Source organism: Nesterenkonia aethiopica, assembly GCF_039534665.1.
GTDB lineage: Bacteria > Actinomycetota > Actinomycetes > Actinomycetales > Micrococcaceae > Nesterenkonia > Nesterenkonia aethiopica.
Genome location: NZ_BAAAVT010000001.1, coordinates 144,124 through 161,415, shown reverse-complemented (window position 1 = coordinate 161,415; position 17,292 = coordinate 144,124). Strand labels below are relative to the sequence as shown.

General features: G+C 69.6%; 14 protein-coding genes. 1 reads left to right on the top strand and 13 read right to left on the bottom strand.

All coding sequences use genetic code 11. The features are described from left to right. Positions 1 to 124: 124 nt before the first annotated feature. Together ABD658_RS00695 and hflX are read right to left on the bottom strand one after the other, a co-directional pair. The gene (locus ABD658_RS00695; protein WP_070159466.1) at positions 125 to 2,173 is read right to left on the bottom strand and encodes an ATP-dependent DNA helicase; all 2,049 of its coding nucleotides are present in this window, start codon (positions 2,171 to 2,173) and stop codon (positions 125 to 127) included. After that, positions 2,170 to 3,882 carry a GTPase HflX gene (gene hflX / locus ABD658_RS00690; RefSeq protein ID WP_344683566.1) on the bottom strand — a complete coding sequence of 571 codons (1,713 nt, stop codon included), beginning with the start codon at positions 3,880 to 3,882 and terminating at the stop codon, positions 2,170 to 2,172. Before hflX ends, ABD658_RS00695 begins: the two co-directional genes overlap by 4 nt. A 528-nt stretch (positions 3,883 to 4,410) precedes the next feature. Between hflX and ABD658_RS00685 the strand changes: the two genes are divergently transcribed. Further along, complete coding sequence (locus tag ABD658_RS00685; RefSeq protein ID WP_311023799.1) at positions 4,411 to 5,034, top strand: class I SAM-dependent methyltransferase; 624 nt, start codon at positions 4,411 to 4,413, stop codon at positions 5,032 to 5,034. A gap of 54 nt (positions 5,035 to 5,088) precedes the next feature. On the opposite strand, the gene dapF is transcribed toward ABD658_RS00685, so the two are convergent. The 11 genes from dapF to ABD658_RS00630 form a co-directional block, all read right to left on the bottom strand. Continuing rightward, positions 5,089 to 6,039 carry a diaminopimelate epimerase gene (gene dapF, locus ABD658_RS00680; RefSeq protein ID WP_311023797.1) on the bottom strand — a complete coding sequence of 317 codons (951 nt, stop codon included), beginning with the start codon at positions 6,037 to 6,039 and terminating at the stop codon, positions 5,089 to 5,091. 83 nt (positions 6,040 to 6,122) lie between these two features. Then, a complete protein-coding gene (gene miaA / locus ABD658_RS00675; RefSeq protein ID WP_344683570.1) occupies positions 6,123 to 7,049 on the bottom strand; it encodes a tRNA (adenosine(37)-N6)-dimethylallyltransferase MiaA in 927 nt (308 codons plus the stop codon). A 28-nt stretch (positions 7,050 to 7,077) separates the two neighbouring features. Next, the gene (miaB, locus tag ABD658_RS00670) at positions 7,078 to 8,658 is read right to left on the bottom strand and encodes a tRNA (N6-isopentenyl adenosine(37)-C2)-methylthiotransferase MiaB (protein WP_344743652.1); all 1,581 of its coding nucleotides are present in this window, start codon (positions 8,656 to 8,658) and stop codon (positions 7,078 to 7,080) included. Between the two features lie 152 nt (positions 8,659 to 8,810). After that, a complete protein-coding gene (locus tag ABD658_RS00665) occupies positions 8,811 to 9,293 on the bottom strand; it encodes a regulatory protein RecX (RefSeq protein WP_344683574.1) in 483 nt (160 codons plus the stop codon). A gap of 405 nt (positions 9,294 to 9,698) precedes the next feature. Continuing rightward, positions 9,699 to 10,748 carry a recombinase RecA gene (gene recA / locus ABD658_RS00660; RefSeq protein WP_070159473.1) on the bottom strand — a complete coding sequence of 350 codons (1,050 nt, stop codon included), beginning with the start codon at positions 10,746 to 10,748 and terminating at the stop codon, positions 9,699 to 9,701. Positions 10,749 to 11,015: 267 nt separating this feature from the next. Beyond that, positions 11,016 to 11,234, bottom strand: coding sequence for a DUF3046 domain-containing protein (locus ABD658_RS00655; protein ID WP_070159475.1), 219 nt, complete (start codon positions 11,232 to 11,234; stop codon positions 11,016 to 11,018). A 180-nt stretch (positions 11,235 to 11,414) separates the two neighbouring features. Next, positions 11,415 to 11,948 carry a MarR family winged helix-turn-helix transcriptional regulator gene (locus ABD658_RS00650; protein ID WP_344683578.1) on the bottom strand — a complete coding sequence of 178 codons (534 nt, stop codon included), beginning with the start codon at positions 11,946 to 11,948 and terminating at the stop codon, positions 11,415 to 11,417. A 107-nt stretch (positions 11,949 to 12,055) separates the two neighbouring features. Next, positions 12,056 to 12,502 carry a helix-turn-helix domain-containing protein gene (locus tag ABD658_RS00645; protein ID WP_070159479.1) on the bottom strand — a complete coding sequence of 149 codons (447 nt, stop codon included), beginning with the start codon at positions 12,500 to 12,502 and terminating at the stop codon, positions 12,056 to 12,058. A 136-nt stretch (positions 12,503 to 12,638) separates the two neighbouring features. Then, positions 12,639 to 13,412, bottom strand: coding sequence for a CinA family protein (locus ABD658_RS00640; RefSeq protein ID WP_344743592.1), 774 nt, complete (start codon positions 13,410 to 13,412; stop codon positions 12,639 to 12,641). Positions 13,413 to 13,432: 20 nt separating this feature from the next. After that, positions 13,433 to 14,056, bottom strand: coding sequence for a CDP-diacylglycerol--glycerol-3-phosphate 3-phosphatidyltransferase (gene pgsA / locus ABD658_RS00635; RefSeq protein WP_070159480.1), 624 nt, complete (start codon positions 14,054 to 14,056; stop codon positions 13,433 to 13,435). A gap of 54 nt (positions 14,057 to 14,110) precedes the next feature. Continuing rightward, a complete protein-coding gene (locus tag ABD658_RS00630) occupies positions 14,111 to 17,284 on the bottom strand; it encodes an FtsK/SpoIIIE family DNA translocase (protein WP_344683584.1) in 3,174 nt (1,057 codons plus the stop codon). Between the last annotated feature and the right edge of the window lie 8 nt (positions 17,285 to 17,292).

Here is a 17,292-nt window from a genome sequence, read left to right as displayed (position 1 = left end):
CCAGGCACCCTCACGGCCCCCAGCGCCGCCCGGAGACCATCCGGCAGGCCCGCACAGAAGGAGGGGCGCCGACCGTACGGTCGGCGCCCCTCCTTCTGTGTCCTTCTGCGCACGAGGACGCCAGTCAGGCGCTCGGATCGAGCCCCTGGCCGGCGAGCCGCCGCAGTGCCCCTCGCGCGACGTCTCCGTCGACAGTGGGCCAGAACTCCGGCATGGACTTCTTCAGGAAGCCGCCGTACCGTGCGGTGGCCAGGCGAGAGTCCAGGATCGCCAGCACGCCCCGGTCCTCGGCGCTGCGGATCAGTCGCCCAGCCCCCTGAGCCAGCCGGGTGGCGGCGTGCGTGGCCGCGACCTGCATGAAGCCGTTTCCACCGTTGCGCGCCACTTCCTGGGTGCGGGCGCTCATCAGCGGATCGTCGGGTCGGGGGAACGGGATGCGGTCGATCGCCACCAGTCGGCACGATCGGCCCGGGACGTCCACCCCCTGCCAGAGGCTCATCGTCCCGAACAGACAGGACTCTTCATCCTCGGCGAACTGGCGGACCAGGGCCGACATGGTGGCGTCACCCTGACACAGAATCGGCACCTCCAGGCGTTCCCGCAGCTCCTCGGCGGCCTCTTCAGCGGCGCGGCGCGAGGAGAACAGGGCCAGCGTCGCGCCCCGTGACGCCTCGATGAGCCCGGCGAGCTCGTCCCGCTGCCGATCAGCGGTCTTCAAGGACGGCGCGGGGAGGTCCTTGGCCACATAGAGCACGCCCTGCTTCGGGTAGTCGAAAGGGCTGCCGACGTCGATGGCGTCCCAGGCGGGGGCATTCTCCCCGCCCAGCCCGAGTGACCCCGCCACCGGGTCGAAGCTGTCGCCGATGGTCAGCGTGGCGGAGGTGAGCACCACCGTGCGCTCTCCGAAGAGGCCCTCCCGCAGGCGACCCGCCACCGACGTCGGTGCGACGTTCAGGATCGGCGGCTCCGTGATGTCTGCCTCGCGGTATCCCACGCCCGGGCTGAAGCTGCCCGGGCGGGTCAGCCAGATGACGTCCGGCGTCTCCCGGGAGTTCAGCATGCGCTCAGCGGTCTCCTGCACCGCCTGGACCCGTGCCCGTGCGGTGGAGCGTCCGGTGTCGGCCTCGGCCTCGCCGGACGGCTTGCTGTCAGACAGCGCGGTGCGGGCGGCGTTGCGGGTGATCTCCAACGCCTGGCTCTGCTGGGCGTCCAGGCCGCGTGCCAGCAGCCCCGACTCCTTGCCGTGGAAGGCAGCGTCGACGGCGATGGCCGCCGCCTGCAGGTCCTCGCCGCTGAGCGCGGTGTGACGCCGCAGCGTGGCCGCGGCCGTCTGGATCATCTGGACGGAGAGCTGTGCTGTGACCGCCGAGGTGACGCGATCAGCCAGCTCATGGGCCTCATCGATGATCACCGCGTCGTGCTCGGGCAGCACCTGCAGCCCCTCGAAGGCGTCGATGGCCAGCATGGCGTGGTTGGTGACCACGATGTCGGCCTCCTGAGCCTGCTCCCGCGCAAGCTCGGAGAAGCACTCAGCCGCCATGGGGCACTTCCGCGGACCGATGCAGTCGACGGCATTGACGGAGACCTGACGCCACGCCTTGTCCGAGACGCCCTCAGGCAGGTCGTCTCGGTCTCCCGTGGAGGTCTCTTCGGCCCATTCGCGCAGCCGCACGATCTCACGCCCCAGCCGTGAACCCGGCTCCGGCACGGAGTCCACGGCAGGCTCGTCGCCGAAGGAGAAGAGCGCCTGCTCGTCGTCCTGGTCGGGGAACCCGCCGTCCAGCTTGTGCCGGCACAGGTAGTTCGCCCGTCCCTTGACCAGGGCGATGGAGACCTCCTCCTCCAGCTCCTCCCCCAGATGGTCCAACAGTCGGGGCAGATCACGGCCCATGATCTGTGCCTGCAGCGCCAACGTCGCGGTGGAGATCAGCACCGGACGGTCCGCCTCCAACGCGTGCACCACAGCGGGCACCAGGTAGGCCAGCGACTTGCCGGTCCCGGTGCCCGCCTGCACGAGCAGGTGACGACGCCGGCGCAGGGCGTGGCTCACGTGCCGCGCCATGTCCATCTGCCCTTCGCGGTGCACGCCGCCCATCGCGGAGACCACATGATCCAGCAGCTCCGTGGAGCGCAGGTGCCCGGTGGACTGTGTCGTCGGCGCCTCCGGACTCACGCGGCGCCCGGCTCGTCGGTCGCCGCGGAGGCACCGCCGATGACATGCTCCTGCAGCTCCGCGGCGAGGCTCGGGCGCACCTTCACGCTCATGCGCGTGCCCTCAGCCAGGTACTCGGTGCTCAGAATCTCCGCATCCGCCTCATGCAGTCGAGAGACCACGTCTCCTGCTGCATACGGCACCAGCAGTTCCAGGGACACGTCCGGCCGCGGGATCGACTCGCTGATCAGCTGCCGCAGCTCATCGATGCCCTGACCCGTGTGGGCCGAGACCAGCACGGTCCGCGGCTCGCGCCGTCGGATGCGGTCGACGACGACGTCGTCAGCCATGTCTACCTTGTTCAGCACGATGATCTCGGGGACCTCGTGAGCGTCCACCTCGGCAAGCACGGTGCGCACCGCGCTAATCTGGCTCTCCGGCTCAGGATGCGAGGCATCGACCACGTGGAGGATCAGGTCGGCGTCGGCGACCTCCTCCAGCGTGGAGCGGAACGCCTCCACCAGCTGAGTGGGCAGCTGACGCACGAACCCGACCGTGTCCGAGAGCGTGTAGCCGATGCCGTCCGGCGTCACGGCCTTGCGGGTGGTGGGGTCCAGGGTGGCGAACAGGGCGTTCTCCACCATCACGCCGGCATCGGTGAGCCGGTTCAGCAGGGACGACTTGCCGGCGTTGGTGTAGCCGGCGATCGCCACCGACGGCACGGCATGCCGCTTCCGATTGGCGCGCTTCGCCTCACGGGCCGGCTTCATGCCAGCGATCTGTTTGCGCAGCTTGGCCATGCGCGTGTTGATGCGGCGCCGGTCCAGCTCGATCTTGGTCTCACCGGGTCCGCGAGAGCCCATGCCGGCCCCGGCGCCGCCGACCTGACCACCGGCCTGCCGGGACATCGACTCGCCCCAGCCGCGGAGACGCGGCAGGAGGTATTCCAGCTGGGCGAGCTCCACCTGCGCCTTGCCCTCCCGAGACTTGGCATGCTGGGCGAAGATGTCCAGGATCAGGCCGGTGCGGTCGATGACCTTGACCTTGACGATGTCCTCGAGGCCACGACGCTGCGAGGGGGCGAGCTCGGAGTCGACGACGACGGTGTCCGCGCCCAGTTCGGCGACGGCCTGACGGATCTCCTCTGCCTTGCCGGAGCCGAAGAATGTCCCCGGGTCCGGGGTGGAGCGGCGCTGGACGAAGCCGTCCAGGACGGTGGAACCGGCGGTCTCCGCCAGTGCGGCGAGCTCCCGCAGCGAGTGTTCCGCCTCGGCGATGGGGCCCTCAGTCCACAGTCCTGCCAGCACGACGCGTTCGAGGCGCAGCTGGCGATACTCGACCTCAGTGACGTCTTCGAGCTCCGTCGAGAGACCCTCGACGCGGCGCAGCGACCGGCGCTCGAGCAGGTCGAACTGGTCGCCGTCGGCCTCGGTGTGCTCGGTCCTCAGATCGGAGAGCTCACGGGCCTGTTCCTCCAGCACGGAGCGGCGGCGCCGCTCCGCATCCTGGTCCTCGCGTCGATGCCCAGGGTCGGCGACGAAGCGGGTCCGCCCCGAGCGGGCGACCGTCTCGGCGCGTGCCTGGTCGGCGGCCAGGATCCGTTCGATGGTGGCGTCCACGGATGCCTGGTCCCCGCTCTCGGCCGCCGAGCCGGAGCCCGCCTGGTCCTGGGGCTGCAGGTCCTCGTCGCCCGTGCTGGGTGTGATGCTGTCATGGTGCGTGTTCGTCATAGTCTCCTCAAGGGGATCGCCGGTCAGCGGCGGATCCCGCGATGCCGGATCTCGGCTCCGGCGCACCCTCGTCAGAGGGTCCTTCCATCCTACGGCGCGGCCGTGCAGGGGCACTAGCGACCAGTGCCATCTGTGGACGACGAGGCCCTGGTCGCTTCGCAGGGCAGCCGTCGTCGTGGAGGCGTCTCAGTGGAAGGGTCGCCCGGACCGGGCCGCCCGGCGGGTTCGCCTGCGGCGGGCCGACCACGGGGACGGCTGGTGGGGCGCGGATTCGAGAGGTGGTGGTCCCGGGCCGTCGCGACGGAGCTCGCCGAGGGGCCGGGCGGATGATCATGCTGGCGGATGGTCGCGGGCTGGGCCGACTGTCCGCGTCAGCGCAGAGTGCCGGGTCGTCCGCGTGCTCGACCGTGGGCGGCCAGGCCGCCTCTCACGGGAGCATCAGAGGTAGATAATCCACATGGTGCTCCATTCTACGGGTTCTGACGGTGGACAGCGAATCCTGGACCGTGCAGGAGATAGCATCGACGGGTGAGCTCACAGCACTACTTCTCCTCCGCACCCTCGGGCCCCCTGAAGCGGCGCGAGATCGACGTCGATCTGGCAGGCCGTGCCGTCTCGGTGGTCACCGCCGGCGGCATCTTCTCTCCCGAGGGCATCGACAAGGGCACCGCCGTACTGCTCAAGCACGTCCCGGACCCTGCTCCCGCAGGGCATCTGCTGGACATCGGCTGCGGGTGGGGGCCGATCGCCCTGACGATGGCGCTCCGCTCGCCGGAGGCGGCCGTCTGGGCTGTGGACGTCAACGAGCGGGCCCGTGAGCTGTGCGCGGAGAACGCGCGGCGGCTCGGGCTGGACAACGTGGAGGTCCTCTCCCCTGACCAGGTGCCCGCGGGCGTCCGGTTCGACACCATCTGGTCCAATCCCCCGATCAGGGTGGGCAAGGCCGTGCTGCACGAACTGCTGGAGCTGTGGCTTCCCCGGCTGGCCGATGATGCCGAAGCCTGGCTGGTCGTGCAGAAGAACCTCGGCGCCGATTCGCTGCTGACCTGGATCCGTTCGATGCTGGCCGCCGTGGGCGACGACTTCGACGCGGACCGGCCAGAGACGGACAAGGGGTTCCGCCTCCTGCGGGTGACGCGGACCGGCGGCTGAGCCTTCCCGTGAGCGCTCATCCTTCCCGCTCCCCCGCGTCCCGAGTCCGCACGATCAGATGATGGTGCCGCGGTAGACGTTCTCTGCCGGGCCCGAGAGCTCCACGTCCTCCGCCCCGTCGGCACGGGAGAGGAAGCGCACACGCAGCCGCCCTCCGGGGACCTGGACGGTCCAGGTGTCGACGCCGTCCTCGGCCGCCCAGACCCGCACGGCGGCGGCCGCCGCACATGCACCGGTGCCGCAGGACAGCGTCTCACCCACGCCGCGCTCGTGGACGCGCAGACGGACCTGCCCCTCGCCGTCGACGACGAGAGGATCGGCCGGCACGACGAACTCCACATTGGTCCCGTCCGGCGGCACCGGGTCCACCTGGGGCGCCTGGTTCAGGTCCAGGTCCTCGAGCGCCTGCTCCGCGGACAGTGCGACGACCGTGTGCGGGTTGCCCATCGAGATGCTCAGCGCGGGCCGAGGGTCGGTGAGCCCCTGGGCGATGACCAACGAGTCGGAGGCGTTGGAGCTGGCGAGTTCGGGATCCAGGAAGGACCAGATGCCCATGCCGATGGCATAGCCCTCCGGGACACGTCGTACGGTCCGCGCTCCGGCCCGCGTCACCACCGGCAGCTGCTCCTCCTCCTCGAGCTGGACGAGGTCCTCGGAGACCAGGAAATGAGCGAACGCCCGCACACCGTTGCCGCACATCTCGGCCACTGTGCCGTCGGCATTCCAGTAGTCCATGAACCACAGGTCCTCGCCGCCATGCGCCGAGAGGTCTTCATCAGCGGCAGCGATGTCGCGCGCCTCCGCGACGTGCCGGACCGGGACGGCGCGGATGAGCCCGTCGCCGCCGACGCCCAGGTGCCGGTCGCACAGGGCCTTCACCACCTCGGGTGTGATGTGCCGCGTGCCGTCGGGGTCCGCGAACATCACGAAGTCGTTGCCTGTGGCGTGGGCCTTGGTGAAGGGGGCGCCACGCAGCGCGTCGAGGGCGGAGAGGTGGTGGGCCACAGGGGCTGCCTTCCTGAAGGGGTGGGGGGGGGTGAGATGCGGCGGGTGCGATGCAGGCTACAACTGCGCTGCAGGCTACAACGTCAGGAGGACTCCGGTCCTTCCCGCAGCGCGGGCTCAGCCTGGTCGGCGAGGGATCCGGCGACGTCGTCGGCCTCCAGGTCCACGGGAAGCCAGCGGATCCGTGGATCGGCGCGGAACCAGGTGTCCTGACGTTTGGCGAAACGACGGGTGGCCACGGTGGTGTCCTCCACCGCCTCCTCCTGGCTGATCCTGCCGTCGAGCACGTCGAGGAACTGCTGGTAGCCGATGGCCCGCGAGGCGGTGCGGCCCTCGCGGAGGCCTCGATCCTCCAGCGCCCGGACCTCCTCGAGGAGACCGTGGGCGGCCATCTCCTCGACGCGGGCGGCGATGCGGGACTGCAAGGTCTCCCGGGGAAGGCTGAGGCCCAGCTGGACCACCGGCTCCACCGTGGGCTCGTGGATCCGTCGCGGCATGAAGGAGGAGAAGGTCCGCCCGGTGATGGAGACGACCTCCAACGCGCGCACCAGCCGACGGTCGTCCTTGATGACGGCGGCCGACTCCGGGTCTGCCCGGCGCAGCTCCTCCCGCAGCGCGCCCGCACCCTCGTCCTCCAGCCATTGGGCGAGCCGGCTGCGCACTCCCGGCTCGGTGGGCGGAAACTCGATGGCGTCGACGACGGCGCGCACGTAGAGCCCGGAGCCCCCGACGAGGATGGGTGTGCGGCCGCGCGACCGGGTCTCACGGACCAGTTCCCGCGCCCGGTCCCGATAGACGGCCACGGAGGCCTCCTCGGTGACGTCGAGGACGTCGAGCAGGTGGTGGGGGACTCCGCGCCGCTGGTCCGCCGTCACCTTGGCGGTGCCGATGTCCATGCCGCGGTAGAGCTGCATCGAGTCGGCGTTGATGACCTCACCGTCGAGCCGACGGGCGAGCTCCACGCCGAGGGCGGACTTCCCGGTGGCGGTCGCCCCAACGACAGCGATCAACGGCGGACGGGAGGAACTCGCCACCGGCTCAGCCGTCCGAGCGCAGCGTCGGCATGCCCAGGGAGACAGGCCCGGGCTGGGCGCCTCCGACCTGGGTGGTGCCGACTCCGCAGGATTCTGCCTGCGCACGATCCCACGCGTCGCCGGCCCGGGACCGGCGCAGATGGTACTCCTGGGCGGAGGCGGGATCGGCGAGCAGGTGGTGGGATCCGGCGTCGGTGATCGTCACGGAGACGAAGTCCCCTGGGCGGGGCGACTCGGCACCTGCGGGGACCGAGAAGTGCACCAGCCGGTTGTCCGCTGCGCGGCCCGAGAGGCGGCCGGTCTCCGACCCCTTGGTCCCGGCGTCGGCGGTGACCAGCAGCTCCTGCGTGGTGCCGATCTGGCGCTGGTTCTCCTCCGCGGTGATCCGATTCTGCAGCTCCACGAGTCGCTCGAAGCGTTCCTGGACGACCGCCTTGGGGATCTGGTCCTCCATGGTCGCCGCCGGCGTGCCCGGCCGCGGCGAGTACTGGAAGGTGAACGCCGAGGAGAAGCGAGAGGCCTCGACCACCCGCAGCGTGTCCTCGAAGTCCTTCTCGGTCTCCCCGGGGAAGCCCACGATGATGTCGGTGGTGACCGAGGCATGGGGCATGCGCTCCCGCACCTTGTCGAGGATGCCCAGGAACTTCTTCGAGCGGTAGGACCGTCGCATGGCCTTCAGCACGGTGTCGGAACCGGACTGCAGGGGCATGTGGAGCTGCGGCATCACATTGGGAGTCTCGGCCATGGCCTCGATGACGTCGTCGGTGAAGGAGGCCGGGTGCGGGCTGGTGAACCGGACCCGCTCCAGGCCGTCGATGTCACCGCAGGCACGCAGAAGCTTCGCAAAGGCCCCACGGTCTCCGAACTCGACTCCGTAGGTGTTGACGTTCTGCCCCAGCAGGGTGACCTCCACAGCGCCGTCGGCGACGAGCGCCTGGACTTCGGCGAGGATGTCGCCAGGGCGCCGGTCACGTTCCTTCCCCCGCAGCGAGGGAACGATGCAGAACGTGCACGTGTTGTTGCATCCCACGGAGATCGACGCCCAGCCGGAGTAGACGGCGTCCCTCTTGGTGGGCAACGTGGAGGGGAAGGTCTCCAACGACTCGAGGATCTCGATCTCGGCGTCCTGATTGTGGCGCGAACGCTCCAGCAGAGTGGGCAGCGAGCCGATGTTGTGGGTGCCGAAGACGACGTCCACCCAGGGCGCCTTCTCCAACACCGTGTTCTGGTCCTTCTGCGCCAGACAGCCGCCGACGGCGATCTGCATGCCCGCGTGCTCCCGCTTGGTGCCGCGCAGCATGCCGAGGTGTCCATAGAGTTTGTTGTCCGCGTTCTCCCGCACGGCACAGGTGTTGAAGACCACCAGATCCGGGGTGGCGCCCTCTTCCGCCGCCACGTAGCCGGCATCTTCCAGCAGCCCGGAGATGCGCTCAGAGTCATGGACGTTCATCTGGCAGCCGAACGTGCGGACCTCATAGGTGCGACTCGGGGATGCCAGGTCCAGGCCCGCATCCACAGCAGAAGCCGTTGCGGAGCCTCGTGCCGGGTGGGCGGGGTCGGTGCGGTCCAACGTCGTCTCGGTCATGGTCACGCTCGCAGATCTCACGGGGGCGGTCTCGGACTCGGGCGCGGTCTTGAGCCGCGGTGCCGGTCAATTCTACGCGTCCAGGCAATCTGCTGCGGCCAGACGTCGGTGCTGCGGCTCAGCCACTGCCCCTCGAGACACGAGCGCCGCCTTCAGGGCATCCCCTCGGCAGTGTGGTCCTCCAGTGCCTCACGCACCAGCTGGAAGGCCGCCCCGGGGCTGTGTCCTCGGCGAGCCAGCATCGAGACGAGGCGACGAGTCTGACGGTCCCGCTCCTTCCGGGCGGCGGCGTCATGGCCGGCAGGCAGAGCGACCCCGCGCAGCCTCTTGCCGATCAGCTCCCGGGCCATCGCATCCTCGTCCGCGACACTGAGCTGCTCGAGGGCCTCTTCGGCGAGTGCCTCCGCGATGCCGCGATCCTTCAGCTCACGCCGCAGGGCGGCACGACCGAGGCCGCGCGTCTCATGCCTGGTCCGCACCCACATGCGTGCGAATGCGGCGTCGTCGATGAGCTGGACCTCCTCGAGACGGTCCAGGACCGCCCCGATGACGCTCTCGGAGAATCCCTTCTCTCGCAGAGTCTCCGAGAGCTGGTGGCGGCTCTTGGCCGAGCCGGTGAGCTTGCGCAGCACCACAGCGCGTGCCCGCTCGTGGTCATCGTCTCTGGGACCATCGCCGCCGATCGCGCCTACGGGCTCTGCTGACGGGGTTGTCTCTGCTGACGGAGTTGTCTCCGCCGGTGGGGATGACGCTGCCGGCGGGGTCGGCTCCGCCGTACCCGCCTGAGCCGAACTCGCCTGATCGGGCCATCGCGGCGCGACGGGAGCATCGGAGGACACGTCCGCGGACGAGACGGGGGCGTCGCCAGGCCCCTCCTGAAAGAGGGTCGAGGTCGTCTCCCCCGTCTCGAGGCGCGTCAGCTCCTTCCGCAGTGACGCGATGGTGTCCTCACGGGAGGCACGGGTCGGGTCCGGGCTCGCGGGGTCTGGGCTCGCAGGGTGTGGGCTGACAGGGTCCGGGCTGGCGTTCATCGGCCAGGATCAGGCGGGACCGTCGACGGCCTTCAGGGCCGGCCCGTCCTCGTCGGCGTCCGGGGCGATGATGCCGAGCTTCTGCTTGATGCGTCGCTCGATCTCATCGGCAAGATCCGGATTGTCCTTGAGGAACTGCCGCGCCTTCTCCTTGCCCTGACCGAGCTGGTCGCCGTCGTAGGTGAACCAGGCTCCGGACTTCTTGACCAGTCCGTTCTCCACGCCGACGTCGATCAGGCCTCCTTCGCGAGAGATCCCCTCGCCGTAGAGGATGTCGAACTCGGCCTGCTTGAAGGGCGGGGCCATCTTGTTCTTCACGATCTTGGCGCGCGTCCGGTTGCCCACCGCATTGGTGCCCTCTTTGAGGGTCTCGATGCGGCGCACGTCCACCCGGACCGAGGCGTAGAACTTCAGCGCCTTGCCTCCTGAGGTGGTCTCCGGGGAGCCGAAGAAGACTCCGACCTTCTCACGCAGCTGGTTGATGAAGATCGCGGTCGTCTTCGTCTGGGCCAGGCGTCCGGTGATCTTGCGCAGCGCCTGCGACATCAGACGGGCCTGGAGCCCGACGTGGCTGTCCCCCATCTCACCCTCGATCTCAGCGCGCGGCACCAGCGCCGCCACCGAGTCGATGACGACGATGTCCAGGGATCCGGAGGAGACCAGCATGTCCATGATCTCCAGCGCCTGCTCGCCGGTGTCCGGCTGGGAGACCAGCAGCGCGTCCGTGTCCACTCCGAGCTTGGCCGCGTAGGTCGGGTCCAGCGCATGCTCCGCGTCGATGAACGCCGCGATGCCGCCGTTCTTCTGCGCATTGGCCACCGCGTGGAGTGCGACCGTGGTCTTTCCGGAGGATTCCGGACCGTAGATCTCCACGACACGACCGCGAGGGAAGCCCCCGATGCCGAGCGCGGCATCCATCGAGATGGAGGAGGTGGAGATGGTCTCGATCGGCGCCCGGGTCTCGTCCCCCAGGCGCATCACCGAGCCCTTGCCGTACTGCTTGTCGATCTGGGCCAGGGCGGCTTCGAGAGCCTTCTCCCGGTCGGGGCTGACTGCCATGGTTCACCTCTGTGACGTCGTCTGTGCTGATGGACTCGCACCTGTGCGGTGCTGACTTCTCTGACACTACGCACCACCTCTGACACATCCGAGACGGTCAAGCCATCCTGTGGACGGCCGGGCGTGGCGCTCGTCGTCTGCAGCACCTTCTGTGGAGAACACTACCGCACTGCATCGAACACAGCTTCGAACCCGGCGCGCGTGTCGGTCCTCGCTGCGAGCTCGTCCGGAGGCCGCCGCGCGGTCACCCTCGGGACCGCTCCACGCTCAGCGCTTGGGCGGAAGGTCCCGGCCCAGGCGCCGTGAGGCGGGCACGTCCTGCTGATCGCAGACCGCTTCCCACACGTCACGCGGGCTGACGCCGGCGTCGAGGGCCTGCAGCGCCGTCTTCTGATAGTCGCTGAGCACCAGCGAACCGGCCAGCACATGGGCATAGCCGGAGCCGAACTCCTCCTCCATGAGGAACCAGAATCTGCTCAGCCGCATGGGCGCGTCCTCTCCGTCGGCACAGTGGCCGGCCAGATCATGTCATGTCGAACGGGCGTCACCCGTCTCCAGCCCGGCAGCCGCGGGGCCGCGGCTCGGCACAGCACAGCCCCGCACAGTGCAATCCGGAACAGTGCGATCCAGAACAGTGCAGTCGGGATCAGTGCAGTCCGGATCCGATCAGTCCGGGGAGGCGGGAGACGCGACGTCGTCGCCCTCCGACTCCTCAGCACTGGCGGCGGCGGATGCACCGGCACCAGTGGGATCCAGCTCCGCATAGGTGCGGTTGAGCTTGGCCACCAGGGAATACAGCGTCTCGATCTCGTCCTCGCTCCAGGACTGGAGCATCGTCAGATAACGCTCGGCGCGCTCCTGCTGGGCGGCCTCGAGGCGGCGGCGGCCCTCGGAGGTGAGCGTGATGGTCTGAGCTCGGCCGTCGGCGGGATCCGTCTCCTTGCTCACCCATCCGCGGGACACCAGCGTCGTCAGCTGGCGGGACAGCGTCGGCTTGCCGATCCCCAGATACCGTGCGATCGACGTCATCCGGGCCGGGCCCTCGTTCTGCAGAGTGGCCAGCACGGAGTAGGAGGCGGGCTCGATCTCCGGGTCGATCCGTCGGGCCAGCTGCAGGGCGTTGAACCGGCGTCGTACGAAGAGCCGGTTGAACTCCCGCTCCAGCTCTCGGACCAGGGCAGCGCGGTCGGGCGTATCCATGCGCCTCAGTCTAAGGGGTGGAGAGCCGGATCACGGACCCGGGCGCGCGAGAAGACACGAGAGGGCCGCCCCGGAGCGGGGCGGCCCTCTCGGCTGTCAAGGGAGGCTCAGCCGCAGGTGCGGGCGAACTCCTCGTGGGTGAACTCCTCGGGGATGCCGTCGGGCACCACCCCGTGACCGAACTCCCGCTGGAACTCGGTGGGCACGGTGTCCGGCACGTGCAGCCCTTCCGCGACGGCGACCCGCTCGGCCACCTGACCAAGCATCGCCGACAGCGGCACGTCCAAGGCGGCGCAGATCGACGCCAACAGCTCAGACGACGCCTCCTTCTGGCCGCGCTCGACCTCGGACAGGTAGCCCAGCGAGACCCGCGCGCCGTGCGAGACATCGCGCAGCGTGCGGCCCTCGGCCTGGCGGATGCTGCGCAGGACATCGCCGATCTCCTGACGCAGGACCACAGCCTTGGCCTCCTTGGACTCAGCGGCCGGGGCGGCGTCGACGTCCAGGTCTTTCCAACGGGTGACGCCGTTGACGGTGACTGGCTGTCTCACCATGGGCTTTCTCCTTCGTGGACTCCGATGGCCCTCACTGCGTCTGCTCCTCGGTCAGGTGCTGGACCTCACCAGGAACGGTGCGATGCAGACGCTTCACCGGACGACAACTCGGCCGGGCCCGGTTTTGTTCCCCACTCTAGCGGGGATCGCCGAATCCGGGCGGCTCGGAGAGCAGAAGCTCCTCCACCAGTTTCAGCGCCCCCTCGACGCTCGCATCCCGGATGGCCGCCCGGTCGCCGTCGAGATCTAGCAGCAGGGAGCCGGCGATCCAGGACTCCTCCACACCAGGTGCGTCGGCAGCCGAGGAGCCGCCCTCGTCGGGTTCACAGGACTCCGGAAGGCGGAGCCCGAGCCGCTCAGCGTCGCCCTTCCTGCAGGCCAGCCCCACATACACGGTGCCGACGTCCTTGCCCTCATGAGGCTCGGGCCCGGCGACGCCGGTCGTCGAGACGCCCAGCGCGGCCCCTGTGGCCCCGGCCGCACCTCGGGCCATCGCAGCGGCCACGGCAGGATCGACCGCGCCGCGCTCTTCGAGCACATCCTCGTCGACGCCGAGCAGCTGGTGCTTCACCGGATTGCAGTAGGCGACGACTCCGCCGACCAGCGCGGCGGAGGCGCCGGGCACATCGGCCAGGCGCGCCGCGAGCGACCCGGCGGTCAGCGACTCAGCCGTGGCCACGGTCAGACCACGATGCGCGCAGCGCTGGATGATCTCCACCGGGTCCGTGCGCCGCTCCGCCTCTCCGGCGATCTGCCGCGCTCCACCCGAGACCCTCCGGCCGTCATCGGCCCACCGTTCATGGGCCACGGCGGGATCCGGCCGATGCTCTCGGACCGGTGCCGGTTCCTGCGCGCGGTCCGGGCCTCGAGTCCCCGGGCCACCGGGGCCGCGCTCAGCTCCTATTGCCATGGTCACGCCTCCTGTGCGGATCAGCGGGTTTCACGGCGCAGCCTGATGGCCGAGAACACATAGTCGATGCCGGTCACCACGGTGACGACCAGCGCGGCCATCATGATCCAGAACGCGACGTCGGAGAGCCAGCCGGCGATCACCACCAGCGGCAGCAGCATCAGCTGCAGACCGGCCGACTGCAGGACCGTCTTGAGCTTCCCACCCCGGGACGCCGGCATCACACCGTAGCGGATGACCACCATGCGCAGCACGGTGACGCCCAGCTCCCGGGCCAGAATCACGATCGTCACCCACCAGGGCAGCTCACTGAGGATCGAGAGCATCACCAGCCCCGCGCCGATGAGCAGCTTGTCCGCGATCGGGTCGGCGATCTTGCCGAAGTCGGTGACCAGGTTGCGCGCCCGGGCGAGGTCGCCGTCGATCTTGTCCGTGATCATCGCGACGGCGAACACTCCGGCGGCGGCCCATCGCCACCCCCCGTTGGTGGCCTCGATCCCGCCGGCGGCACCGCCGTCGGCATCCAGCAGCAGGAACCAGACGAACAGCGGCACCAACGCGATGCGCAGCATGGTGAGCACATTGGCGATGTTCAGCAGCGGAGGCTGTGCGGCGTTCGCCGGTTCAGGGGTGGACGGGCTCACGAGGCTCCTCTTCTCGGCGGGTCAGGGCGCGGCCCGGGGCTCGGTCTGAGCAGCTCATCGACCGGTGAGCTGCCAGGCGTCCTCCGAGGCGGTGGAGTCGTGTCCGTCATGATAGTCCCTCGCCTCCGGCAGAGCAGCAGTGCGCTCGGCCAGGTCGCGAGCGATCAGGTCCGCGGAACTCATGCCGGACATGGTCGCACCGCCCGACGGCGGCGCCCCCTGGCCCCGTGGCTGGCGGGCCGGCACCGCGTCCGAGTGCCCCCCGCCGCCGTGATGCTCCGCCTGAGGAGCCGCCTCGGTGGGCCCGGTCGGGGCAGGAGCTCCCGTCGGCACACCGGATGCGGGATCCAGATCCACCGGGGCACCCTCATAGGCGCCCGGCGCATCCTCCGAGGGTGCCGCCGTGGGCGGGTCCTCGCCGCGGATGGTGGCCAGTACGCCGGGAAGCTCCTCCGGCGAGACGAGCACGTCCCGAGCCTTCGACCCTTCGGAGGGACCGACCACCCCGCGGGACTCCATGAGGTCCATCAGGCGTCCGGCCTTGGCGAATCCGACGCGCAGCTTGCGCTGCAGCATCGAGGTGGAGCCGAACTGCGTGGTGACCACGAGCTCGGTGGCCTGCAGCAGCAGGTCGAGGTCGTCACCGATGTCGGCGTCGATCTCCCGCTTCTTGGGCTCCATCGCGGCGACCGCGTCCTCGCGGTACTGCGCCTTCAGCTGCGACTTCACATGCTCGACCACCCCATGGACCTCGGACTCGTTGACCCAGGCACCCTGCACACGCATCGGCTTGTTCATGCCCATCGGCAGGAACAGGGCGTCACCCTGGCCGAGCAGCTTCTCCGCTCCCACCGAGTCCAGCACCACGCGGGAGTCCGTGGCCGAGGAGGTGGCGAAGGCCATGCGGGACGGCACATTGGCCTTGATGAGTCCGGTCACCACGTTGACCGAAGGCCGCTGGGTGGCCAGCACCAGGTGGATGCCGGCGGCACGCGCCAGCTGGGTGATGCGCACGATCGAGTCCTCGACATCGCGCGGGGCGACCATCATCAGGTCGGCGAGCTCGTCGACGATCACCAACAGATACGGGTAGGGGCGCAGATCCCGCTTAGAGTCCGGCGGCAGCTGGATCTTCCCGTTGCGCACCGCCTTGTTGAAGTCGTCGACGTGCTTGTACCCGAAGTGGGCGAGGTCGTCGTAGCGGTTGTCCATCTCCTTGACGACCCACTGCAGGGCCTCGGCGGCCTTCTTCGGATCCGTGATGATGGGGGTGACCAGGTGCGGCACACCCTCGTAGGCGGTGAGCTCCACGCGCTTCGGGTCCACCATGACCATCCGGACCTCGTCCGGAGTGGCACGCATGAGCACGGAGGTCACCATGGAGTTCACGAACGCCGACTTTCCGGCCCCGGTGGCACCGGCGACCAGCAGGTGCGGCATCTTCGCGAGGTTGGCCACCACATAGCCGCCCTCGATGTCCTTGCCCACGCCCATGATCATGGGGTGCTCGGTCTTGCGCGCGGCGTTGGAGCGCAGGACGTCGCCGAGGGCGACGACCTCCTTGTCCTTGTTCGGGATCTCGATGCCGATCGCCGACTTGCCCGGGATGGGGCTGAGGATGCGAACCTCGTTGGAGGCCACCGCCAGGGAGATGTTCTTCTCCAGGGAGGTGACCTTCTCCACCTTGGTGCCCGGTGTCAGCTCCACCTCGTAGCGGGTCACCGTCGGTCCCCGGGAGAACCCGGTGACCTGGGCGTCCACCTTGAACTGGGAGAACGTCTGGTTCAGCGCGTCGACGATCTCGTCATTGGCGCTGGTGTGCTCCTTCGGCGGCGGACCGGACGGCAGCATGCCCTGATCGGGCAGGGTGTAGGTGACATCACCGGCGAGCTCCAGCTGCTCCGAGCGGACCGGAAGGTCACTGACCGGGGCGGGGGTCTCCGCAGGGGCGGAGGGCACGACGGCGGGCCGGGCAGTCGCGGCCGGCTGTGTCGACGGTTGGGGGTCCGGCTGGGCAGGAATCCCTTCGAATGCGCCCGCGTGAGCGCTTCCTGCGCTCCCGGCGACGTCCGCGGCGCTGGTCGCGCCCGGCACTTGGCCGGACTCGGCGGCCTTCTCCCGGGCGCGCTGGATGGCCAGTTCCTGGGCTGTGGGGCGGCGCACTCCGGGTGGGACCGTCGGTGCGGAGGCCTCCGTCCCCTCCTCAAGCACGGGGCTGTCATAGGCGCCCTCGCCGGCGAGTGCGGCCTGGTCGTGGTCCGCTGAGCCGAACTCCTGCGTCGGTTCCTCCGGTTCCGCCTTGGACCCGAGGATCTTGGCGAGCAGGCCCTTCTTCCCGGGCTCCGGGCTGTCCTCGAAGACGTCCTCAGCGCCGGCGTCGGCAGGTGCGGCATGCTGAGCTCGGGACCGCCGAGGCTTCCGAGCGGGCTTCTCCGCGGCCGCGGGGGCCGCGGTGCCCTCCTCCAGCGGCTTGGTCTCCGGCAGGGGCTCGGGCTTCTCCCCCACCACATAGGCCTTCGCGACGGCGACCCGCTGGGGGATGCGTCGCAGCGGAGTGTCGGTGAGCACCAGGATGCCCGCCAGAAGTGTCAGAGTAAGGATCCCCCACACGGGGTAGGACGTGATGAGGGTGGCCAGGGGCACGGTCACCAGGTATCCGATGATGCCGCCCGAGGCGAGCATGTTCTCGAAGGCGGCGTTGAGGGCCGGCATGCCGTGGGCCAGGTGCGCCAGCCCGGCAGAGGAACACAGGATCAGGGTCAGCCCGATGGCGACGCGGCTGTTGCCCTCATGCTCCTGGGGGTGACGGATGTAGCGGACCGCGGTGATGAGCAGCACCACCGGCAGCAGAGCCGAGGCCCAGCCGAAGGTGCCGGCGGTGCCGTTGTGGACGATGTCGATGGTCCAGTGGTCGTGCTGCCGCACGCCCCACCAGTCCACGACGGCCGTCACGAGGGCCAGCAGGATGAACACCAGCGCCGCGCCGTCGCGTCGGTCCTCCGGATGGATCTTCACCTGGCGCCCGATGCCGCGGATCGCCGAGCCGACCGGGGTGGCGAACGCCATCCAGAGGCCGCGCAGCGCGGAGGCCACGAGGTTGCCCCGCTCCGGGTCCTGGGCCGTGGTGCTCTTCTTCGACGTCTTCGCGCGGCTGCCAGCGCCGGTGCCGGATGTCTTCTTGCGTCCGTCCGTGCTGGCGGCGCGCGAGGGGGAAGTACGTGTCGCCATACCCGCCA

What these genes read in the sequence shown, in the direction of transcription:
- hflX (WP_344683566.1), bottom strand. Translation starts at nt 3,882, where the DNA reads ATGACGAACACGCACCATGACAGCATCACACCCAGCACGGGCGACGAG.
- miaB (WP_344743652.1), bottom strand. Translation starts at nt 8,658, where the DNA reads ATGACCGAGACGACGTTGGACCGCACCGACCCCGCCCACCCGGCACGA.
- recA (WP_070159473.1), bottom strand. Translation starts at nt 10,748, where the DNA reads ATGGCAGTCAGCCCCGACCGGGAGAAGGCTCTCGAAGCCGCCCTGGCC.
- ABD658_RS00655 (WP_070159475.1), bottom strand. Translation starts at nt 11,234, where the DNA reads ATGCGGCTGAGCAGATTCTGGTTCCTCATGGAGGAGGAGTTCGGCTCC.
- ABD658_RS00650 (WP_344683578.1), bottom strand. Translation starts at nt 11,948, where the DNA reads ATGGATACGCCCGACCGCGCTGCCCTGGTCCGAGAGCTGGAGCGGGAG.
- ABD658_RS00645 (WP_070159479.1), bottom strand. Translation starts at nt 12,502, where the DNA reads ATGGTGAGACAGCCAGTCACCGTCAACGGCGTCACCCGTTGGAAAGAC.
- ABD658_RS00640 (WP_344743592.1), bottom strand. Translation starts at nt 13,412, where the DNA reads ATGGCAATAGGAGCTGAGCGCGGCCCCGGTGGCCCGGGGACTCGAGGC.
- ABD658_RS00630 (WP_344683584.1), bottom strand. Translation starts at nt 17,284, where the DNA reads ATGGCGACACGTACTTCCCCCTCGCGCGCCGCCAGCACGGACGGACGC.